This window comes from Nitratireductor aquibiodomus (assembly GCF_900105565.1).
Classification (GTDB): domain Bacteria; phylum Pseudomonadota; class Alphaproteobacteria; order Rhizobiales; family Rhizobiaceae; genus Nitratireductor; species Nitratireductor aquibiodomus.
The window spans coordinates 3,082,321-3,103,508 of sequence record NZ_FNSL01000001.1 but is presented as its reverse complement, the minus strand read 5'-3'; the positions used below and the strand labels follow the sequence as shown (position 1 = coordinate 3,103,508).

The 21,188-nt window shown below is 58.6% G+C and carries 17 protein-coding genes; 10 read left to right on the top strand and 7 right to left on the bottom strand.

Annotated elements, in window-relative coordinates; genetic code table 11:
* The first annotated feature begins 97 nt into the window (after window positions 1-97).
* Window positions 98-1,702 carry a PucR family transcriptional regulator gene (locus BLW55_RS14755; protein ID WP_025031271.1) on the top strand — a complete coding sequence of 535 codons (1,605 nt, stop codon included), beginning with the start codon at window positions 98-100 and terminating at the stop codon, window positions 1,700-1,702.
* A 293-nt stretch (window positions 1,703-1,995) separates the two neighbouring features.
* On the opposite strand, the gene BLW55_RS14750 is transcribed toward BLW55_RS14755, so the two are convergent.
* Window positions 1,996-2,928, bottom strand: coding sequence for a heme/hemin ABC transporter substrate-binding protein (locus tag BLW55_RS14750; RefSeq protein ID WP_090329298.1), 933 nt, complete (start codon window positions 2,926-2,928; stop codon window positions 1,996-1,998).
* 183 nt (window positions 2,929-3,111) lie between these two features.
* Between BLW55_RS14750 and BLW55_RS14745 the strand changes: the two genes are divergently transcribed.
* Together BLW55_RS14745 and BLW55_RS14740 are read left to right on the top strand one after the other, a co-directional pair.
* Window positions 3,112-5,187, top strand: coding sequence for a TonB-dependent hemoglobin/transferrin/lactoferrin family receptor (locus BLW55_RS14745; RefSeq protein ID WP_090329297.1), 2,076 nt, complete (start codon window positions 3,112-3,114; stop codon window positions 5,185-5,187).
* 20 nt (window positions 5,188-5,207) lie between these two features.
* The gene (locus tag BLW55_RS14740; protein WP_244423377.1) at window positions 5,208-6,290 is read left to right on the top strand and encodes a siderophore-interacting protein; all 1,083 of its coding nucleotides are present in this window, start codon (window positions 5,208-5,210) and stop codon (window positions 6,288-6,290) included.
* Between the two features lie 270 nt (window positions 6,291-6,560).
* Here the strand turns inward: BLW55_RS14740 and BLW55_RS14735 are convergent, their stop codons facing one another.
* The 3 genes from BLW55_RS14735 to BLW55_RS14725 all read right to left on the bottom strand — a co-directional run bounded on the left by BLW55_RS14735 (window position 6,561) and on the right by BLW55_RS14725 (window position 9,188).
* Window positions 6,561-7,628 carry a mannonate dehydratase gene (locus BLW55_RS14735; RefSeq protein ID WP_244509084.1) on the bottom strand — a complete coding sequence of 356 codons (1,068 nt, stop codon included), beginning with the start codon at window positions 7,626-7,628 and terminating at the stop codon, window positions 6,561-6,563.
* Between the two features lie 65 nt (window positions 7,629-7,693).
* On the bottom strand, window positions 7,694-8,449 hold the full coding sequence (locus BLW55_RS14730; RefSeq protein WP_210184104.1) for an SDR family NAD(P)-dependent oxidoreductase: 756 nt from the start codon (window positions 8,447-8,449) through the stop codon (window positions 7,694-7,696).
* On the bottom strand, window positions 8,436-9,188 hold the full coding sequence (locus BLW55_RS14725) for a FadR/GntR family transcriptional regulator (RefSeq protein ID WP_090329295.1): 753 nt from the start codon (window positions 9,186-9,188) through the stop codon (window positions 8,436-8,438). The genes BLW55_RS14730 and BLW55_RS14725 overlap by 14 nt, the downstream gene beginning before the upstream one ends.
* 178 nt (window positions 9,189-9,366) lie before the next feature.
* On the opposite strand from BLW55_RS14725, the gene BLW55_RS14720 reads away from it, so the two are divergent.
* From BLW55_RS14720 to BLW55_RS14700, 5 genes are all read left to right on the top strand, one after another.
* Window positions 9,367-10,068: an RraA family protein gene (locus BLW55_RS14720; protein WP_090329294.1), complete on the top strand. Its 702-nt coding sequence runs from the start codon at window positions 9,367-9,369 to the stop codon at window positions 10,066-10,068.
* A gap of 76 nt (window positions 10,069-10,144) precedes the next feature.
* Complete coding sequence (locus BLW55_RS14715) at window positions 10,145-11,239, top strand: TRAP transporter substrate-binding protein (protein WP_244509083.1); 1,095 nt, start codon at window positions 10,145-10,147, stop codon at window positions 11,237-11,239.
* Between the two features lie 61 nt (window positions 11,240-11,300).
* The gene (locus tag BLW55_RS14710) at window positions 11,301-11,795 is read left to right on the top strand and encodes a TRAP transporter small permease (protein WP_090329292.1); all 495 of its coding nucleotides are present in this window, start codon (window positions 11,301-11,303) and stop codon (window positions 11,793-11,795) included.
* Window positions 11,792-13,069, top strand: a complete 1,278-nt coding sequence (locus tag BLW55_RS14705; protein WP_065817164.1) for a TRAP transporter large permease — start codon at window positions 11,792-11,794, stop codon at window positions 13,067-13,069. Before BLW55_RS14710 ends, BLW55_RS14705 begins: the two co-directional genes overlap by 4 nt.
* Window positions 13,070-13,080: 11 nt before the next feature.
* The gene (locus BLW55_RS14700; RefSeq protein ID WP_090329291.1) at window positions 13,081-14,121 is read left to right on the top strand and encodes an L-idonate 5-dehydrogenase; all 1,041 of its coding nucleotides are present in this window, start codon (window positions 13,081-13,083) and stop codon (window positions 14,119-14,121) included.
* A 308-nt stretch (window positions 14,122-14,429) separates the two neighbouring features.
* Here the strand turns inward: BLW55_RS14700 and BLW55_RS14690 are convergent, their stop codons facing one another.
* Window positions 14,430-17,570: an autotransporter family protein gene (locus tag BLW55_RS14690; protein ID WP_177175088.1), complete on the bottom strand. Its 3,141-nt coding sequence runs from the start codon at window positions 17,568-17,570 to the stop codon at window positions 14,430-14,432.
* 619 nt (window positions 17,571-18,189) lie between these two features.
* Between BLW55_RS14690 and BLW55_RS14685 the strand changes: the two genes are divergently transcribed.
* Both BLW55_RS14685 and BLW55_RS14680 read left to right on the top strand, forming a co-directional pair.
* Window positions 18,190-18,753, top strand: a complete 564-nt coding sequence (locus BLW55_RS14685) for an HPP family protein (RefSeq protein WP_244509082.1) — start codon at window positions 18,190-18,192, stop codon at window positions 18,751-18,753.
* Entirely contained in the window at window positions 18,753-19,331 is a 579-nt protein-coding gene (locus BLW55_RS14680) for a TetR/AcrR family transcriptional regulator (RefSeq protein WP_090329288.1), read from the top strand. The genes BLW55_RS14685 and BLW55_RS14680 overlap by 1 nt, the downstream gene beginning before the upstream one ends.
* Window positions 19,332-19,406: 75 nt before the next feature.
* Here the strand turns inward: BLW55_RS14680 and BLW55_RS14675 are convergent, their stop codons facing one another.
* A complete protein-coding gene (locus BLW55_RS14675; RefSeq protein ID WP_090329287.1) occupies window positions 19,407-20,429 on the bottom strand; it encodes an alpha/beta hydrolase in 1,023 nt (340 codons plus the stop codon).
* The gene (locus tag BLW55_RS14670) at window positions 20,419-21,081 is read right to left on the bottom strand and encodes a GntR family transcriptional regulator (protein ID WP_090329286.1); all 663 of its coding nucleotides are present in this window, start codon (window positions 21,079-21,081) and stop codon (window positions 20,419-20,421) included. The genes BLW55_RS14675 and BLW55_RS14670 overlap by 11 nt, the downstream gene beginning before the upstream one ends.
* Window positions 21,082-21,188: the final 107 nt, after the last annotated feature.

The window sequence follows — 21,188 nt, the reverse complement described above, 5'->3', positions numbered from 1 at the left end:
CCAGCGCCATGAAACGTCGGCAAAGTTCTTTGTACTTTGGATACAATTTTATAAGGTTGCCTGTGCTGTGCACGCATGGGGTGGGGGTTTCAAGAACATGGTGCTGACAATCGGAAAGGTTATGGCCCTGCCGGCAATGCAGGAGGGCTGCCTCCTGGCTGGACATGAGGGGTTGGACCGGGTCGTCAAAACCGCAACGGTGCTTGATGCACCGGACGCCGTACGCTGGCTGCGGGGCGAGGAACTCGCTCTGACTTCGACCTACCCGCTGCTGCAACTGCGCCACAGTCTCGATCACTTCGTTGAAGAACTCGTGGAGCATGGAGCGTCAGGTCTCGGCCTGAAACTCAACCGTTACATGAAACGCGTGCCGCAAAAGATGATCGACTGTGCCAACGCCCTCAATTTTCCCATAATTGTCGTTCCAGAAGATGTGGCATGGGTCGAGATCATCACACCGATCATGTCGAACTATTTCGAGGCGAAGGCGGGTAGTGTTTCCCAATCTGAACTCTTCGGCGAAAGAATGGGGAAACTTTCGCTGGTCGATTCGACGCTTCAGGACCTGCTTGATGACCTCAATGCCCTGCTTGCCAATCCTGTGATTGTCTCCAGCCCGATGGATGGCCTCGTGCTGCATGCTCCCAGCAAGCCGAGCAAGGATATTGCCGATGCACGGGCTCTTCTGGAGGAAGAGGGCTGGCCAAGCGAAACCATACAATCCCACAAAACGTTTACCCGCAGAACCGGGCATAACACGAGCATTGTCTTCACATCCTATGAGCAGTCCAACGGAATGATCGGGACGCTCGTCGTGATAGAACGGAACCGCAAACTGACCAATGAAGACCTCGACCATCTGGGCTATGCAAAGGTTCTCATCTCCCTGAAAGTCCGTCAGATCAGGGCCGATCAGAGCACGATTTTCGAACGACAGAACGAATTGGTTCTTTCATTGATCGACCGCACTCTGGGTTCGCAGACTTATGCCGCTCTGACCGCACGTTACAGTGCGATCGGCAGGCATCTTCATGCACGCTATGTGGGAATTGTCGTTGCGTTTCATGACGCCGCTGCCGACCGCCTGCTTGGATTATCAAATGCCTTGAGGGTGCATTTCTCCCAACATGGCGAAACCATAACCGCTGTGATCGCAAACAACCGCGTTGTCCTGATGGCTCCCGAGGATGATGAAGTGCTTTGCCAGCCCGACTTTTTCAGGGAGCATGTGGACAAAGGACTAAAGGGGATCGGGGCTGATGACGTCCTGTGGTCGGCAGGCATCAGCCAGGTAACGGCGGTGGAACATTTCTACCGAGCCTATGAGCAAGCGGTGCAAGCGCTCGAACACGGCCGAAGCACAAGCAAGACCAGCGGAGTCTTCCTTTATGATGACACCGGATTTTATCGGCTTTTCTCGAAAAGTTCCATGCAGCCGGACGTGAACCGCTTCGTCAATGAATGGCTTGGAACACTCATTGACCATGACAAGGAACACCGTGTCGACCTGATTGAAACGTTTCGGGTTTTCCTGGATGCCAATGGCAACTACCGGGAGACTGCAAGGGTGTTGAATCTACACCATAACACGGTGCGCTATCGTATCTCCCAGGTCACGGAACTGACAGGCAAAAAGGCGCTGCAACCGAAACTGCGCCTGCATTACCACCTTGCTTTGAAGCTGCTTCCACTTGTGTCCTGACACTGACTAGATCCCGAGGTTTTTCGGGATCTGGCCGAACGGAAAACGAGGGCCGCCCTCGCCCAAGCAAGTCAGAACTCCAGGCGCACTCCGATACTTCATAGCCAATTGACAAACATAGGCTAATTAAACGCGACGTTAGTCTGAAAACTGACAGGATACCACTGCATCATACCCGCGCAGCGCGCGTAAATCCGCGACCTGGAGCTGGCGTCAAGCGGGTTTGTCAGAGGGTGGTGCGATTGTTTTTGTTGGTATTGTGGCTGGTGGTAGACCAACCCTAAACGATGCAATCAGTCGATCGCTGGGGCCAATTCCGCCCCATACAGTGCTTCGGCAAGGTCACGGATTGCGTCTGTCGTGCGCGGGCCGAACCCGATCATGTAGGCGCCGTCCAGCACAATAAGGGAGCCGGTCCTGGCCGCCGGCGTCAACGCCAGAGCCCTGTTGGAGAAAACCTCTTCACGGGTCGGCCCGCCACGCCCATTGCTCATCATCAGGATCGTGTCTGGAGCAAGCTCGATCAGGTCTTCCTCCGATGCCGCCTTGTAACCTTCAAACCGGTCCATCGGGTTTAAACCGCCTGCATATCGAATGATGGCGTCGGCGGCGGTACCCGCACCGGCGGCGGTCAGGCGCTCCACACCGTGAAAGAATACGACCTTCCTGCGTTTTTCAACAGGTATGGCTTCGGTGAGCTTCGTCGCTTTCTCAAAATTCGCAAGCACGTCGCCGGCGAGGGCCCGACCCTCCGCTTCAAGGGCCAGTGCCGAGGCAATCAGGGCGATCTTCCTGCGAATCCCCTCGCCCGTGTTTTGCTTGGGAACAAGCACCATCGGTATGGCGATCTTTTTCAGGACCTCCACCACCTCAGGCGGACCAATATCCTCGGCAGCGAGGATGAGGTCGGGGTCAAGCGACAGCACACCTTCCGCCGACAGTCGGCGGCGATATCCGACATTGTGCTTCGAGGAAGCCGCCTCCGGGAAACGGCTGCCGCGGTCAACCGCGACGATGCGATCGCCCGCTCCCAGTGCAAAGACGATCTCCGTGACATCGGAACCGAGTGTGAGCACGCGCCTGGATGTTTCAATCCGGACGTCACGGCCAAGCGCATCGACGATCCGGACAGGACCGCTTTCCTGCGCCTGAGCACTGCCGCAGGCGACGGCACAAAGCCAAAACAGCAGAACGCGGATACTGAGTTTACGGAGGCGCAGAGCCATGTTCGAGGGTTTCCTTCATATGCAGAGAGGATGGCACACAAGCGGAGATGCATGTGAACTTAGCTGGTCGATTTTAAATTGACAATAATAGTCATATTTAATTATTGAAGCCTCAATCATGCCAGCCCCGTGCCCTGTCGCGTTGCCAGCGGACAATATCCAAACCAATGGGACTGGGGCATCATGACGAACTCTGGATTATTAAAGACCACGGCACTGGCGACCCTTCTGGGGCTGTCCGCAATCTCCTCCGCATCATCCCAGGAACCGGCTGCTCAAGGCGAACAAGACCTGCCCTCAGCAGGCAAGCCGACCGAGCTGGATCTCATCACGATCACCGCGACGCTCGGCTGGCAGGCCGTGATTGACGCCCTGTCGGCGACAAGCGTTGTTTCACCCGGCAATCTGGAACGCCTACAGGCGACAACCGCCGCAGACCTCTTCCGGCACACGCCCGGCGTCTCCGCCACGATGAGCGGCGACGACCCGGCGACGGCCATCAACATTCGCGGCCTGCAGCAGTATGGGCGTGTCGCGGTAACACTGGACGGAGCGCGGCAGGATTTCTGGCGTGTCGGCCACGGCTCCGGCTCTTTCTTCATCGAACCTGAACTTCTGAAGCAGGTCACCGTCATTCGCGGACCTGTTTCCAACGCCTTCGGGACCGGAGCGATCGGCGGTGTCGTCGCCTTCGAGACAAAGGCTGCGCGCGACTTCCTGCGCGACGGGGAAACCTGGGCCCTAAGCGAAAAACTGCGGTACGAATCGAACGGCAGTGGCTGGCTTTCCAGCACGACAGGCGCCTATCAGTTCAACGAGAATTTCGACGTCATAGGCAACCTCGTTTATCGCAGCAGCGAGGAATACAAGGACGGCAATGGCGACACGGTGCGGTGGACCGGCGAAGACGGTCTGAGCGGATACGGCAAGGTCACGCTACGGCCGGCGGACGGGCATGAACTGCAGCTCGGCGCATCGATACAGAACTACGACGATATCATTTCCGGGTCCAGCGGCTCCTCGTCATCCACACTCAGCCGCTACGACACGGATACGCTGGTTGAGAATTACACCGGCCGATACACCTACAATCCGGATGAGAACGACCTTTGGGACCTGACCTTCAATGTCTATCACAGTGCCACACGGTCGGACCAATACCGAGTCTGGCCGAGTTCCCGGATCGGCGAAACGCGTTACTACGACGTTTCGACAACCGGGTTCAACGTGCGCAACACCAGCCGTTTCGCTGCCTGGGGAATGGAGCACGCGCTGACCTATGGCGGTGACTACTCGCATCTCAGGGGCGATTCCGACGCCGATCATTTCGGTCAGGGCACTCAGGACGCCTACGGCGCGTTCCTGCAGTGGGAAGGCAACTACGACCAGTGGCTCGATTTGACTGCCGCGCTTCGCTATGACGGATACCGGCTGGACGGACACTCAAAGCCCACTCCCACCATCCCGTCGCAGGACGTCTCGCTGACCGGTGACCGCTGGTCACCGCGTTTCACAGTCGGTGTCACCCCGTTCGAGGGCATCCAGTTCTACGGCACCTATGCAGAGGGCTATCGCACCCCGCACCTGCAGGATGTCTTTCGGCAGAACGGGGCGCATGGCTCCGGCTATGAACCCAACCTGCTCCTGAGACCGGAAGTGGCCAGCACCTGGGAAGCGGGCGTGAACCTCAAGCTAGACAGCATCTTCACTGCAGACGACATGCTGCGCGCAAAGGTCAATGTATTCCACTCGGATGTTGACGATTACATTGAAGTCGTCGCCGGCAGCGTTCGTCAGGCACAGAACGTTGGCACCGCCCGCCTGCGCGGCGTCGAACTCGAAGGCATCTACGACTACGGCTTCGGCTTCATCAATCTTGCAGCGTCCTTCACCGAAGCGGAACTCAAGGATGGTCCCTTTGCTGGCGATACCCTTTCAAACACGCCGCTCGACAACGTTGCAGTCACGCTCGGTTTCCGTGCGCTGGACGACCGGCTGACCTATGGGGTGCAGTACCAGAGCATCGGCGAAGTCGTACGCGAGCTTTCCTCAAGCACCCGCGTTTACCCGCGCGTTGACCTGGTCAACCTGTTTGCGAACTGGGATGTGAATGAGAATCTGAGGGTCGATTTCGGCGTCGATAACCTCTTCGACAAGGCTTATACGGACCCCCAGAGTGGCTGGTCGTCGACATCTGACATCGAGCAGGGCAAGGGCAGAACCTTCAAGATCGCGGTCACTGGCCGGATTGGAGGGTGACAATGCAGGAACCCAGTTCGATGACTGATCTTTCAAGCACTGCCGTCGTCACACTTGAGCATCTGCCAGACTATCTCGATCAGATCGAGGATCGTCTCCAGAGCTTCCGCGCAACGGCCACTCGCCGCGACGATGGTATCGATTTCGCCTTCCCTTTCGGGCAGGCGAGTTTCGAATTGACGCGCGGGCATGTCGAGATCCGGGCGCAAGCGGGAGAGCGAGACAATCTGGCGCGCATCAAGGATCTGGTTGCCACGGCCGTTCAGGTTTACGGCAAGCAGGACAATCCGGAAATCCGCTGGACGGGCGACCTCTCCACCGAAACGAAACTTCCGCAGTTTCGTGAGATGACTGTCGAGCAAATCTTCCAGCTGACGCCACGAATGCGCCGCATCAGGCTTTGCGGACAGGATCTGGGGCGCTTTGCGAAGTTTGGCGGGATGCATATTCGCATGCTCTTTCCAACCGATCGTGTTCCCCAGCCGGTGTGGCCGACGCTTGGTGCGAACGGCCTCGCCGCCTGGCCGCCGGAGAACCTGAAACCCACGCCCCGCGCTTACACAATCAGGCATCTGAATGTCGAAGCCGGATGGATGGATGTGGATTTTGTCATCCACCCCGGAGACAGTGTGGGATCGCGCTGGGCGGAAATGGCCGCGCCGGGAGCCCGTGTCGGAATCATGGGGCCTGTCGGACGGCCTGTTCCGCTTGAAGCGGAGTGGTATCTATTCGGTGCCGATGAGACCGGTCTGCCGGCCCTCTCGCGGATGCTCGAAACACTTCCCGAGGCCACCACCGGAACCGCTTTCATTGAAGTGGCGGACAAAGACGAGGTGATCGATCTCGACAATCGGACACGTATCGAAGTTCGCTGGATTCTGCGCAACGGCACCCTTGCCGGAAGCGACCTGCGACTTGCTCAAGCGGTGGCGAGTGTGAAATGGCCTTCGGATATCACACGCTTTGGGTGGTTTGCCGCTGAAGCTGAAGCAGCTTCGATCATCCGCAATCACTGGCGCAAAGTGCTTGGTCTTGGCAGAGACGAAACACTGGCTGCGTCATACTGGGACCGGATGAAAGCGGGCCCAATGGCTGGCGGCTAGAACATCCGTGTCGGCTAGCTGACCTCCACCATTACATCATACCCGCGCGGCGCGCACGAACCGGCGCCCCGGGGCGCGGCGTCAAGCGGGCTTGTGGGAAGGTGGTGCGGTTGTTGCTGGTATCGTGGCGGACGGGCCTGCGGGCTGTCGGAGAGCTCGAAGCGATCGCCACGGCACCTGGCAAACCAAGGATGGCTGTTGGTTACAGCGGCACCCGGGCAGAAACACGCACACGACAAAAATATTGCCCCAGCACTCCCGAGCCGAGCTCTACATATTCTTCTGCAGCGCACGCATATAGCCCATCGCATAGGCCATCCCCGAGTGCCAAGGCGCATCGCACGACATCAGTGGTGTGTGATCCGGGATCATGACACCGCTAAAGCTCGCTTCATTGAGTATTCGGACGATGCGCGCCATATCGATATCACCTTCGTCCACAAACGTCTCACTGTAGTTGGGGACCTTGCCGCGCACGTTGCGGAAATGGATATAGGCGATGTTTCCGTTTTCCGCATGGTGCCTGGTTGTCTCGTAGATGTCCCCCTCTGTCATCTCGGACAGCGATCCCAGACAGAACTCCAGCGCGTTGGAAGAACTGGGATGGATGTTGATGAGCCGCTGGTACATGGCCTGTTGATAAACGAGGCGCGGAGTACCGCGTACAAAAGGGGCCGGCGGGTCGTCTGGATGCGCAGCAAGAAGCACCCCGGCCTCTTCCGCCACCGGAAGCACTGCATCGAGAAAGTACGACAGGCGCTGCCACAGGGTCTCATGGTCGATCTCTTCCACGGTGCCCTGCGGCGCATCTGGGTCATAAACCATGTTCCAGACCATGCCATTGGGGATTGGTGTGTCATCGACACCATCCATTGCAACCGACTCTGCATTGCCGCGCGCAAAAGGGCCAACCACACGGCTGGCGACGCCGGCCAAGCTGAAATTGTAACCGATCACCGGAATGCCCGCAGCGCCGGCATTGCGTATAAACGTCCGGATTGTATCGATCTGCTCATCCCGGCGCGGGCCTGCAAGGAGGACGTCGTGCCAGTGAGATGGATCGAAGTTCTCAATGGCCGCCAGTTCGAGACCGGCATGGCTCAAGCGGTCGCGCAAGGCCCGCAATGCTTCCAGGGACCAGCGCTCTGTCGACCCGCCTGCCCTGCCCCATCCGCCCTGCTGGCCAACAGGCTGATTGACCTGTCCCTCCTCGGCCGTGCCAAAATAATCAACCAGATGAACGACAGCGTGGGTCGCACCGCATTGCCGGGCGAACCTGAACATCTCGTCGTTCAGCATGTGATGATAGAAGCCGAAGCCAAGTTTGAAGCTTGCCATGGCGGAAGTCCTCCCAAAGCAGTTTGAATGTCGAGTGACGTAGCGCTGATAATGGTTGCTTTAGCCTAGAAACCGATCGAGATGCCGCCGTCTACAGGCAGGGAAACGCCGGTTACGAAGCGTGCGGCGGGTGAAGCCAGATAGACGGCCGCCTCCGCGATATCTTCCACCGCCCCCAACCGACCGGCAGGCGTTCGGGACAGGATTTTTTCGAGCCGCTGCGGATCTTTCCTGAAGATATCGCGGTTCATGTCGGTTTCGATAAAACCAGGTGCAATGGCATTTACGCGAACGCCAGCGGCGCCGAATTCGACGGCCAGCTGCCGGGTCAGACCAGCAAGAGCAGCTTTGGAGGACGTGTACGCGGCGACCTGCGGGATGCCGAAAAGGCTCGCCATGGAGGTAATCATGATGATCGAACCGCTCTGACGCTCACACATGGGCTTAGCGACCTCACGGGTGAGTGCAAATGAACCGAGCAGGTTGGTCGTCAGAACACGAAGGAAATCCGCATCGCTCGTATCCAGCGTGGGAAGCTTGAGATGCGCTCCGGCATTGTTGACCAGGATATCGACCGGCGCCACTGCCTCCAGTCTGGCGGCGATCCCTGCACTGGCTGCAGTATCCGAAATGTCGGCAGCGACATAACCCGCGTTGCCATCAAGTTCGGCGACGGCCTGGTGAAGCCGGTCTTCGCGCCGACCGACAATCGTCACTCTTGCTCCTGCGGAGCAGAACGACCGGGCCATTGCGAGGCCGAGCCCAGTACCACCACCGGTTACAACGGCGTGAAGACTGTGCAGCGGTTCAGCCCTGTTCATTCGCATTTCCATCCGACTTGCCGCCGCCAATGGGCTGCCCCGCGACGCGGTCTGCAACTATCGAAATCAGCGCGTCATCGAAATGCGCAGCCATGGCCACAGCTGCAGCGGCACCGTCACCCGTGCGAATTGCCGTGACAACGTCACTATGCAGAACATGTATCCGCTGCAACTCCCGCTGTGAGTTTCTCGCCGCAATGCCGTGAGCAATGGATTCACGCATGGGCCCTCTTATCGATGCGATAAGGTTGTACAGCATCGCATTGCGCGATGCCGAGGCAATCAGCAGGTGGAGCTGGACGTCAAGATCGATGAACGCTCTGTGGTCTTTTTCATCAAGGTGCTTCTTCATCAGGGCGACTGTTTCTTCCAGACGCCTGCAGTCATCCTCTCCCGCCCGCTGCGCTGCAAGTATCGCGCTTTGAACCTCCAGACCGCGACGAACCTCCAGCAATTCCTGAACGCTGCCAGAATCCAGGGCCAGAGAAAGCTTGAAAAAAAGGCCCGGCAGTTTGCCGTCGATGGGTTGCACCATCGGGCGACGACCACTGTGCATTTCGACCAGTCCAATAGACTTCAACTGGCCAAGCGCCTCGCGCACCACCGGACGACTGATCCCGAACATGTCCGCCATCTCACCCTCCGATGGCAATTGATCGCCGGGTGCCATTGCCGTGTTCTGAATGTGCTCCATCAGTTGCTGCGCAACCTGATCAGCCAGCGTTTCACGTTTAAGCACGTCCCTAGTCTTCAAAAGATAAACCTCGCTGGCCCTCACTGGGTCAAAGCTACCGGGGTCATCCCTTGCTGTCAAGCTGTCATACACCTTGACAGTTATAACGCTGTTGGTTTAGCTACTCCTCCAACGGTTGACAAACCAACCGCACTGTCCGGCTCATCAATGGAGGCATCAGGGCATGCAACGACAGCACGACCCAGCACGTGACAAGGAAAGATTTGCCGCTGCCAAACAGCAGCTACACACCAACGTCGTGGGCGACATTCTCGATTCCCTTGGGCTTTACGATCAGTTTCTGCGCCCCGAACTGAGGCCGGTTCAACACGACGCAGTGTTGATCGGGCGGGCTATGACCGTCCTTGAAATCGATGCGCCGTTCGCCAGCTTCGAAGACGCCCACAATGCAACCGTGGCACAGCCCTTCGGCATGATGTTCGAAGCCCTGGACAGCCTGAAGGAGAACGAGGTGTATGTCTGCACAGGGGCATCGCCGCGGTTTGCCCTGTGGGGCGAGTTGATGTCGACCCGCGCAGCCGTACTCGGGGCAGCGGGCGCTGTCGTCGACGGCTACTCGCGGGACACGCGCGCTGTGGCCAATCACCCGTTTCCGGTATTTTCCCACGGCAGCTACGGACAGGATCAGGGGGCCCGCGGCAAGGTTGTGGACTACCGGGTTCCGATCCGGATGGGCAATGTGTGGATCAATCCGGGGGACATCATTTTCGGCGATATCGACGGCGTGCTGGTCGTGCCGCAGCAAGTCGAGGATGAGGTCTTCGCAAAGGCCATGGAGAAAGTGTCCGGAGAGAACGTTGTCCGCAACGCCCTGACTGCCGGTCTGAGCACCGTCGAAGCCTTCAAGCACTATGGAATAATGTAGGGCACGCAGGCCCGCGCTTCTGGAACCATGCAATGCCGACCACACCAGTTGAGCAACATGGCAGGAGATCGACCAGATGCTCCTGCCAGCCAGCGGAGGACTGCCCCTTCGACCGACCGCGCCGCGCAACCCATCATTGACCCTGTGCCACCGAACACAAAACCAAACGCATAAACAGCATATGGAGGAGAAAATGCTGACAAGACGTTCGTTAACAAAGACAGTTGTAGCGGGCTTGGCCGCTGCCATATTGGCGGGCTCTGCACACGCAGCCGACATGACATTGAAACTTGGTCATTTGGCCAATGAAGACAACATCTGGCACAAGGCCACGATCAAGTTCGGCGAGGAATTGAAGGCGCTCACCGACGGGCGCATCGAGGTCGAGGTCTATCCCAACGAGTCACTCGGCAAGGAAATGGATCTCATCAACGGCATGCAGCTTGGCACCGCCGACATGACGATCAGCGGCGAAAGTCTTCAAAACTGGGCACCCATGGCCTCGCTCCTCGGCATTCCCTATGCATTCAAGTCGCTTGAGCACATGGACGAAGTCATCAATGGCGACATCGGCGACCAGATCGAAGCCGACATCATTGCAAAGGCAAAGGTTCGCCCGATTGCCTATTTCGCCCGGGGCCCTCGCAACCTGACATCCAACCGTGAGATCAGGTCGCCCGACGACCTGAATGGCCTCAAGCTCCGGGTTCCCAACGTTCCGCTTTTCGTCGATGTCTGGAAGGCACTTGGTGCTTCACCAACGCCGATGGCTTTCTCCGAGGTTTTCACCTCGCTGCAGAACGGGACCATCGACGCTCAGGAAAATCCGCTGGCGCTTATCAAGTCTGCGAATTTCAATGAAGTCCAGAAGTTCGTAAACCTAACCGAGCATTCCCGCTCCTGGATTTATCTGGTGATTTCCGAGTTGACCTGGAACAAGCTTTCCGATGCAGACAAGGAAGCTGTGCTGGAAGCGGCAGAGCGGGCACAGGCCTTTGAACGTGCAGCGTTTCTTGAAGATGAAAAACAACTCGTCACAGAGTTGCAAGAAAAAGGCATGACCTTCGTTGAAACCGACAAGGCCGCATTTGCGGCCAAAGCGAAGGATGCCGTTCTGATGAACGTCAAACCCGAGATCAAGGGTATCGTCGAAGACCTGTTTTCCAATTGAACGATCCGTGCTTCGGGCGCTATCCGCCCGGAGCACCTTTTGACAGAACGGGGGAGCCATCATGTTGAGGGTGCTCGAAACTGGCAGTCGTATCGCGGCAGGATTCGCTTTCGTTGCCCTGATGGTGGCGGTGATTACGCAGGTCGTCGGACGTTCAATCATCGGCGATTCACCGGTGTGGACAGAGGAGCTGACGCGTTTCGCATTGCTGTATCTGGCAGCCTTCGGAGCCGGTCTCTCATATCGCTCGGGCGAGCTGGTCAATGTTGATCTTATCTGCGAGGCGCTGCCCGGTGCATGGCCGCACCGCCTGCGCCTGCTTTCAGCGATCCTCACAGCGGTGCTCTGCCTGGGACTGATCCTCCCAGCATGGAAGTACACCAGCATTGGCGCACTACAAACCTCAACGGCACTGGGATGGCGCATGGATGCCGTTCACGCCACCATGCTCGTGCTGCTTGTTTCTCTTTTCGTCTTTTCGCTCGGACGGGCAGTCAACATGCTCTGCGGCAGGACGGACGGGTTTCCGGAACGCCGGCCAGGAGATGACAGATGAGCCTTTTCATATTGATCTTCGTGTTTGTCGCCGGACTGGGCCTGGGCGTGCCTGTGGCGGTAACACTGGGAATTGCCTCAATGGCATACCTGCTGACGGCGGGTATCCCGCTCGTCGTCATGCCCCAGAAAATGTATGCCGGCATCGACGTTTTTGTTCTGCTGTGTATTCCCGGCTTCATCCTCGCCGGCAATTTGATGAACTCCGGAGGCATCACAGAGCGCATCATCCGCTTCGCCAATGCACTCGTCGGCTGGGCCCGCGGAGGGTTGGGGCTGACCAACATCGCTGGCTCAATGCTGTTCGGCGGCATCTCCGGCACCGCCGTGGCTGATGCCGCGTCAATTGGCGGAATGATGATACCGGGCATGAAGAAAGCCGGCTATCCAGCCGATTTTTCTGCTGCCGTAACAGCCGCCTCATCGACTGTCGGACCGATTATACCACCATCGGTTCCCATGATTATCGTCGGCGCACTCTCGGGCATCTCGGTCAGCAAGATGTTCCTTGCCGGCGCCATTCCAGGCATACTCATGGGACTGGCGATGATGGTCACCGCATATCTTATCGCAGTGCGCCGCGGCTTCCCGCGGCAACCCTGGCAGGGGCTGGGCGAACTGGCACGTTCCTTCTTCAGCGCATTCTGGGCGATCGCGATGACCGCACTCATCATAGGCGGTCTGCTCTCGGGCCTGGCAACTCCCACCGAAACGGCCATCGTCGCCAGCCTCTATGCCTTCGCGGTCGGAGCGTTCATTTACCGCGATCTACCAATCCGTGCGGTGCCTCGAATTGTCATCGACAGCGCGGTCTCATCGGCGGCCATCCTCGTCCTGATTGGATTTGCCAATGTCTTTGGCTGGATTCTCGTTTCCGAGCGCATCCCGCAGGCAATTGCGACGGCGGTTCTGTCGATCACCGACAACAAGTATCTCGTCATTCTGCTGATCAACATTCTGCTTCTGTTCGTCGGCATGTTCATGGAGACGATCGCCGCGCTCATCATCCTGTTTGTGCCGCTACTGACGCTGTCGCAAAGCGTCGGGGTGGACCCGCTTCACTTCGCAACCTTCGCCGTTCTGAACCTGATGATCGGCCTGACGACCCCACCTGTGGGTGTCTGTCTTTTTGTCTGCGCCAATATCGCCAGACTGCCGCTCACACCCGTGGTGCGCGCGATTGCGCCGTTCCTGCTCACCAACATGATCGTGCTGCTTCTCGTCTCGTACGTCCCTGCCTTCGCCACGTGGCTGCCTTCCCTGCTTCTCGATTGAAGGAAACGTTCATGGAAACCCGTGTCTGCCGGCTCCACGACAAGCATGACCTGCGTGTGGAAACAGAGACCATTGCCGAGCCGGCTCACGATCAAGTGCTCGTTGCCATTGGAGCCGGCGGCATCTGCGGTTCCGATCTCCACTATTTTCACGATGGTGGCTTTGGCCCCGTCCGCATCCGGGAGCCCATTATCCTGGGGCACGAGGTTGCCGGCACGGTGCTCGCCGTCGGACCGGATGTCACCGGACTTGACGCAGGGGACCGTGTTGCGATCAACCCCAGCCGACCTTGCAACACCTGCAAATACTGTCTGGAAGGCCTGTTCAATCATTGCCTGAACATGCGCTTTTACGGGTCTGCCATACGATTCCCGCACGAACAGGGAGCGTTTCGCGATCGCATCATTTCCGAAGCGTTCCGATGTGAGAAGATCCGCCCCTCGACGAGTCTGGCTGAAGCAGCCTGCGCGGAACCCCTTGCGGTCTGCCTTCATGCACGCAGCCAGGCCGGTGCGCTAAAGGGAAAACGCGTTCTCATCACCGGGGCTGGACCGATCGGCGCACTGTGTGCGGCCGTTGCGAAGGAGGACGGAGCAGCCGAGATCGTCATCACCGGCCTGCAGGAGAAGCCGCTTGCAGTGGCCCGTGAAATGGGCGCAACCTCCACGATCAACGTCGCACACGACAATACTCTGATCAGCGCCTACACGGCGGACAAGGGATATTTCGATGTTGCGTTCGAGTGCTCTGCCGCCGGGCCTGCCATCCGCATGGCCATCGAATGCGTTCGCCCGTGTGGCATTATCGTACAGGTCGGGGTGACGGGTGATATCGCATTGCCGATCAATGCAATTGCCGCAAAGGAGATCACCCTCAGGGGAACCCATCGGTTCTATGCGGAGTATTCCAGGGCCGTGCGTCTGATCGACAGCGGTAAAATCGACGTCAGGCCGATCATAACCGACACTTTTCCACTGGAAATGGCGCAGGCGGCCTTCGAGACCGCAGGAGACCGAACGCGCTCGGTAAAAGTTCAACTGACATTCGAGTAGTGGAATGCTCCATGGGCCTGCGGATTCTCAATGCCGTGCAGATCAGGCTCAAGGCTGGCTTTTTGAAGCCCGCGATGGTCGGCCCTATGTGGATGGCATGTAGGCACTGGCACAACCTGCCTAAACGCTACGGCAAGTGGAAGACCGTTCACAAGCGCTTCACGCGTTGCTCCAAGGCTGGTGTCCCGAATGGCTTTTCGCTTACCCCATCGACGACCCCGATAACGATTACATCAGGCTCTGCGGGTTTTTCCTTGCATCTCTTGGTCTATCGAACGCCATTGTGATCATATTGACAGGTCCTGACCCTAGAATTCCACCTGCAGGCCGAGTTGCCCGCCCAGAGCATTCCTGCTCTGATCTCCCAGACCGATATCATATTTCAGGTTTGCGAAGACCGATGTGGTTTCATCAAGCCTGGCGGTGACACCGGCATTGAGCTCCAGGTAGCTCGCTTCCTGGTCCCCCGACAATTGCCACTGGTTGAAACGCGCCTCGTTCCTGTGGCTCCAAGTGTGCCAGAAATTGATGCCGGCATGCAGTGTGTACTCACTTTTCTCTCTGACGACCCGGCGTTCGACGCGGGCGCCCAGACGCCCCGTCAGTTCTGAAATGGAGCCGTAGTGGATGCGTGAGTACCCATCATTCGCGTCATCCAGCCGAACACGGCGCCAGATCAACTGAGCCTGCGGTTCAATCGACCAATTCTCTGCAAAATCGAAACGCTGCCCCGCTTCGATCGAGGCAGCAAGCCCGACGCCCCTGACATCGGAGGTAACGCCACGGTCCGAAGAGACATCGCCTCGGATCAAATCAACGAGACCGATCGCATCAATATAGCCGCCGGAGGGCGTTGTACGGGTCCAGTATCCTCCCATATGAAACGAACGCAGGTCCATGGTCCCGGTCCTCACCTGGTTCTCCAGAAGCACGTTCCCGTGAACCTTGCCCATCCCCTGACCAATACCTGCAAAAATGCCCAGCTGGTCCAGAGCGCCGTTTTCATGAAGCACGCCGGCGAGGTCGGTGCCGACCTGAAATCCGGCAATGCGACCCTCAAAGCGCGGCTGCATATTGAAGGAACTGTCAGCGAGAATACCGCCTTGCTGAAAGCCCGTGCCCTGAGCAAAAAAGCGCGTCCAGAGCAACGTGTATTCCTCTTTCGCTGCATCGAGCAGGCGCTGGTCACCCCGCCGCTCATGAAAGGTGCCTATCTCGGCAAGGCCCATGCGATAGGCGAGTTCAGGCGCCATTATATGACCAGGCACTTCTGACCTTAGCACCGGATCAATGACACGGGAGCGCAGATACCAGTTCTCCCCTGCGCCTCCTGCATCCCCCCTGAAAAGCAGGTACTCGAACGGACCTGCCGCGATGGGGCCCGAAGCATAGAATGCATTGGCCGCGGTCGTACCGCCGTTTACCGCTTCGACAACCAGAATTCCGTCGCCGGATGTGAGATCTCCCGAGCCGCCGGCATTGCTGACCGCGATGCCACTGCCACCAATGGCGGAAACGCCATCGACAATGAGCCTGTCCGAGGGGGCGCTGTCACTTTCAAGAACGGTATCAAGTGCAAGCACCCCTCCCGCGCCGATATAGTTTCCCGTGCCACCGGGTGTGACGGTAAGTGTGCTATCCGGGCTTCCCTGAACCAGCGAAACCGTGCCGGCATTCCACAAATCCCCCATGACGGTGAAAGACGGCTCAACGAACCTGAGAACGCTGCCGCCGTTTACCAGAAGACCGTTCTGCGGAGCTCCGCCATTGCCCACCAGAAGACTGGAACCAGAAAGACCAAGGTCTACCCCGCCGAGCAGAGAGATACGCTCCCAGTTGATCAGGAGACCTGCGTCCACGGTTCGGGTGCCCCCGACGAAATTCAGGTTATCGACGTAGCCGTCGCCCTGGCCGATATCGTCACCGCCATCGAAGAGGGTCACGCCGGAAACATCAGCCGTCCCTTCCACCGTCAACGTGTCGGAGCCATCCCCCAACACCAGGCGCCCGGTTGTCTCGCTTGCCGGTGCGAGCGTCACGCGGTCACTCCCGTCATTGGTGAGAATGTCGCCCTGTATCAGGCCGCGGCTGACCACCGTGATGTCACCCGCCTCATCAAGAAGGGCGACACCGGAAAGCGCTCCGACCTGCCCGGTCTCAGACACATCCAGCGTACCCGAAGCGCCAATCGTGTGAATGCCCGCCGCATTTCCGGAACCACCCTGAACCAGACCTCCAATATCAAGATCGAAGGTTCCGCCCAGAACAGTGGCATGGACACCGTCGGCATCCGCTCCGCCTGTCATAACCCGCCCACCGGGGCCCTGCTGGATCACTACGTCCCCGGAGATCGACACACCATAAAGGCCATGCGCTTCATCCCCCGTCGTTTCGACAAGGCCACCGGACTGTATGATCCTCGTGGTGCCCGACCCAGCCGAGAGCGCGAGGATACCGGCGCTGTTCTGATACAGTCCACCGGCCGTGCCACCGGTCGTGCGGATGGTTCCGCCGGTCTGAAAGACGCTTGCGTCTGCGCCCGAGAACACACCCGTCTGCGACACAATGCCGGATGAGCCATCCCCATTGGCATTCACAACGCCACCCGTCATCGTGACGGTTGAATCTCCGGCGAAGAAGAAGACATCCGTGTAGGCAACGATACCATCGGCGTTTTCTCCGTTGGTGGTTACACTCCCCCCGCTCATCAGCACCGAGGCCTGGCCAGAGCCCCCATTGACCAGCGCATAGAGGCCCTCGGCATCATCAGCGCTGCCGTCTGCACCGGTAACGACAACGCCGCCAAGAAGCTCTACCCTGGCATTGCCAGACGAGGATTTCGCCTCAATGGCGTTGGAACCATCTCCGTTCGTCCGCACCGTCGCACCGGGGTTGTTCAATATGATAAGGGCATTTCCATCCGCCGCCCCGGAGCCAGCCGCGGGCTGAACGAAGACCTTTCCGCCATCTTCCGCCACAATCCCGCGCGCCATGTCTGCTGTCGTCAGAATGGAAACAGACTGGCCGTTGAGGTTGATGACTGCGTTCGGTCCCTCCGCGGAGAGCCCGTCATCTCCGGCCACGGAAGCATAGGCCCCCTTCACGGACGCGGAGCCTCCGTTCCTCACGACCATTCCCATGGCCGACGCAGACAAGGCAGATAGCGATGCGTCACCGTTCACGACAAAGACCGCACCACTGCCGTCGACGAGAATGCCGATGAGATTGGAGCCTGCAGATGTGAGCTGGCCGGAAAGCCCACCCTGGAAAAGAATGGAACTGTTCGGGTCCGTTGCACGTATCAGCCGGCCTACCGAACCACTTCCCAATGCGGTGACCATGGGCGCGGTTAGGGTAAGCTGACCGCCCGTGCCGGCAACGACGGGCGAGATCGATGCGTGACTGAGATTGCTTGCGGAACTCGAGCAGACAGAACCATTGGTTGCCACCGCTCGCGGCCCTCCGGATGGGACATTGCAGGCTGCAAAGGCATCTGATCCCAAAACACTGAAGAGCGCAGTAGAGCCAATCAGGATAGCGCAATGCCGTAAAACGCAACGCCTGCCCGCTGATCCAGATGAGAACCCTTCCAGCGCATTTGAAACTTCGACTGCCATCATCCCGCCCCTCAAAAAAGAAGACCAATGAACGTTCTCAGAATCGTGCGAACAGCTTCCTTCAAGCATAGCCGCCATGCAAGAAGCGTCCACCATTCAAATCGGGTAGGGTCCCCTTCCCCATTGCCATCGGTGACCTCAGTCATCTGAGCCATGAGTGGTCATCGGAACAGCAACGGAAGCGACCTGTTAGTTTCAGGATGTTCCTGTCCCTCGGCGCATCGGATTAGGCTGGAGGCTCACCCGACGCCAGCCAGTCCCGGACCGCCACGGGCGACCAAACCGCCCGGTGGAGCTTGCAGGCTTTCGCCAACCACCGACCCTGCCTCCCAGCTCATCGAATTGAAAACAGCGGCCGCAAGCCAGTCATCAAGTCGTCCGCGCGGTGTGAGGTCGCGGGCAGATCAGACAGGCCTGGCCGCCGCCTGGGGGAGCAGAGGATCCCGGCGATATGGGCTATTGGCAAATCGAACAGCCCATTGTAATGATCGGTACACACAATACCTATCGTTACAGTGAAGTGACAATGCACACATTCTTTACGCGTCATCAACCCGCTCAACCTGCCAAAGCCGTCGTCATGGCAGGGATCGGCGGGCTTCTTGCCATTGGCGCGGTTGGCGCGCTCAGTGTCTATGCCAACGCGCCGCTCCTCATGGCTCCTTTTGGCGCGAGCTGTGTTCTTCTGTTCTCGGTGCCGTCCAGCCCCCTGTCGCAACCGATCAACGTCATCGGAGGACACGCACTGTCAACCCTGGTGGGGCTGGCTCTAAGGATGGCGCTGCCGAACGAATGGTGGGCTGCAGCGATTGCTGTGGGGGTTGCAATTGCGGTCATGGCTGCATTGCGGGTTACACATCCGCCGGCAGGCGCCGATCCGCTGGTGGTTTTTGCGAGCGACCCGGAATGGGATTTCCTTTTCATGCCCGCCATTGCCGGGGCTGCCATGCTTGTGGGCGCTGCCACGATGTTTCACCGGGTGAACCGAACGCCTTACCCCATGGAGAAGGTCTGATGGCTAGACTGGTTGCGGAGCGGAGTGACGTCATTCCGCTTTTGGCAGAAGTGTTCCGGCGCTATGGCTATGACGGTGCGAGCGTTGCCCGCATCACGGAGCACACGAACCTTGGCAAGGGGAGCCTCTATCACTTCTTCCCCGGGGGAAAAGAAGAGATGGCCGCAGCGGTGCTCGCAGATGTTCGCTGCTGGTTCGAAAACAACATCTTCGTTCCGCTGGAAGAAAAAGACCCCGAGACCGCGCTGGCCAGCATGTTCGCCGCAGTGGAGGATTATTTCGATTCAGGCCAGCGAATATGTCTGGTGGGTGCGTTCGCACTGGAAGAAACACGCGACCGTTTTGCGAGCGAAGTCAAAATCTACTTTGCCAGATGGATGGAGGCTCTTCGCAAGGCGCTTGAAGGCATCGGCTTCGATAGAGACCATGCAATTCGCAGCGCGAACGGCATAGTTGCCGGCATTCAGGGTGCGATCATTCTCGCTAGAGCACTCGGTGACACTGAGAGCTTTTCAGTTTCTCTCAGCCAATTGAAGGGTATGGCAATGCCGAGCAATGCCCTTCGCCTCGCAACCTAAGCAATGCCAGGCGCAGCCGCCCCGATATTATCAATCATCCCCTGGACCTAGCACGCAATGCGCTCCGCATTCAGCTCACCCGGGGACCGGCGCCGAGCGGGCTTGTGAGCGTGTGGCGCAGAACCTGCCGTGGTGGGTGCCGGATCGCGCGAGCGCCGCTGAAATATCCTCCACAATGCAAAAGAAATGCCTCAACGCACGGGAAGATATTCCACCGTGGCACATGAAGCTGTGCAGCATGCCCGGAAAGCATTCCGCCTGAGCCTCCACGCCGGCTTCAATGAGGCGTGTCGCGAAAGCGAGGCCCATATCGCGCAGGGGATCGCATTCAGCGTTGTAAATTCGCGTGGGCGGCAGCAGATGCAGGTCCGGCTGGAAAAAAAGCGTGTTTTCCGGCAACACGCCTTCGTCAGGCGCTTTCAGGTAGGTCTCACAGAACCAACGCATCTCGTCCGCATCCAGGTTCATGCCTTTCGCATAGGTCTCGACGGAGGGGTAGATCGGATCCACGCCTGTAAAAGGACGCATGTCGGTGACGGGATAGATCAGTGTGAGGCTGCGAAGGGAAAGGCAATTGGTGCGATGCGCATGGAGAGCCGCGTTGACCGCAAGATTGCCGCCGGCGCTTTCTCCCATCAAAACGAACCTGTCCGGATCGAAACCGAGGGTTTCAGCGCGCTCCGCCAGCCACTCCATCGCATCTGCCGCGTCTTCCACGGCGGCCGGGAACGGATGTTCCGGCGCCAGGCGGTAGCCGACGAAGACCACCACGGCCTGTGTGAGATGCGCCAGAGCGCGCGAATGCATATCGTAGGTTTCCGCATCGCCGAGCACGAAGCCGCCGCCGTGAAAATAGACGATGGCCGGTTGCGGCCCTTCTGTTCCTTCGGGTCGGTAGAGGTGGATATCGAACGTGCCCCGGCAGTCTGATGCTGCGATATGAACCGCTTCGACCTCGTGGCGGGTCGGATAGCCATTGTTGCGGAACATGGTGCGCATGGCCGAGCGCGCATCTTCCACCGCCATGTCCTGGAGCGGAGGTCCGCCCGCCGCCTGGGAGCGGTCGAGCATACGGCGGAGTGCCGGATCAAGCGTCATCGGTTTTCTCTTCCTGCCGCCGCTCACCGGCGATATGGGCCATGATGCGGCGGCGCAGCAAATTCAGATCCCTCTGCTCGATCGCATCGACTATGTCGAAATGGTCCTGTGTCGCGCGCTGCAACTGGGCAAGCGTCTGCCATTGCCCCACGGGAGCGGCAGGCCCCTGCTGACGCATGTCCAGCATCAGTTCGCGCAAAACGGCGTTGCGGCAGAAACCATAGAGAACCGCGTGAAACGCATAGTTAGCCTCGATCTGCGAAAACGAGGTGCCATTGAATGCGGCCTCGCGAAAGGCCTCGGCGAGCTCGCGCAGACGGGCGACATCGCCATCGGTCGCCTGATCGATCACATCGGCGGCCGCATGGGCTTCAAGAAGTGCGCGAACCTCGCCGATCTCACTTTCGCGGACGGCGTCCGGCTCGGGTACACGATAGCCTCGGTTGGGAATGTGCTCCACCAGCCGCTTGGAATGCAGATAGGCCAGCGCATCGCGGACCCTGATCCGCGTGCAGTCGTAGCGGCGCTCGAGATCAATCTGCTTCAGCCACTCCCCCCTGCGCAGGACGCCGGCATTGATGTCCGCCATAATGCACTGGGAAATTTCGTCAGGCCGGGTCTTCTCGCCATTTGGATCTTGTTTTCGCGCCATCGCCCAGCCGGCCCCCACGTTTCTTTCGTGGCGAACATAATCGGGAAAAATCGGCGAAGCAATATCATCTTCAAAATTGGCGCCAATTTGTAAAATTATTTTGACAC

Coding starts and splice junctions, on each gene's coding strand:
- BLW55_RS14755 (WP_025031271.1), top strand. CDS start 98: ATGGTGCTGACAATCGGAAAGGTTATGGCCCTGCCGGCAATGCAGGAG.
- BLW55_RS14750 (WP_090329298.1), bottom strand. CDS start 2,928: ATGGCTCTGCGCCTCCGTAAACTCAGTATCCGCGTTCTGCTGTTTTGG.
- BLW55_RS14745 (WP_090329297.1), top strand. CDS start 3,112: ATGACGAACTCTGGATTATTAAAGACCACGGCACTGGCGACCCTTCTG.
- BLW55_RS14740 (WP_244423377.1), top strand. CDS start 5,208: ATGACTGATCTTTCAAGCACTGCCGTCGTCACACTTGAGCATCTGCCA.
- BLW55_RS14735 (WP_244509084.1), bottom strand. CDS start 7,628: ATGGCAAGCTTCAAACTTGGCTTCGGCTTCTATCATCACATGCTGAAC.
- BLW55_RS14730 (WP_210184104.1), bottom strand. CDS start 8,449: ATGAACAGGGCTGAACCGCTGCACAGTCTTCACGCCGTTGTAACCGGT.
- BLW55_RS14720 (WP_090329294.1), top strand. CDS start 9,367: ATGCAACGACAGCACGACCCAGCACGTGACAAGGAAAGATTTGCCGCT.
- BLW55_RS14715 (WP_244509083.1), top strand. CDS start 10,145: ATGCTCCTGCCAGCCAGCGGAGGACTGCCCCTTCGACCGACCGCGCCG.
- BLW55_RS14710 (WP_090329292.1), top strand. CDS start 11,301: ATGTTGAGGGTGCTCGAAACTGGCAGTCGTATCGCGGCAGGATTCGCT.
- BLW55_RS14705 (WP_065817164.1), top strand. CDS start 11,792: ATGAGCCTTTTCATATTGATCTTCGTGTTTGTCGCCGGACTGGGCCTG.
- BLW55_RS14700 (WP_090329291.1), top strand. CDS start 13,081: ATGGAAACCCGTGTCTGCCGGCTCCACGACAAGCATGACCTGCGTGTG.
- BLW55_RS14685 (WP_244509082.1), top strand. CDS start 18,190: ATGGGCTATTGGCAAATCGAACAGCCCATTGTAATGATCGGTACACAC.
- BLW55_RS14680 (WP_090329288.1), top strand. CDS start 18,753: ATGGCTAGACTGGTTGCGGAGCGGAGTGACGTCATTCCGCTTTTGGCA.
- BLW55_RS14675 (WP_090329287.1), bottom strand. CDS start 20,429: ATGACGCTTGATCCGGCACTCCGCCGTATGCTCGACCGCTCCCAGGCG.
- BLW55_RS14670 (WP_090329286.1), bottom strand. CDS start 21,081: ATGGCGCGAAAACAAGATCCAAATGGCGAGAAGACCCGGCCTGACGAA.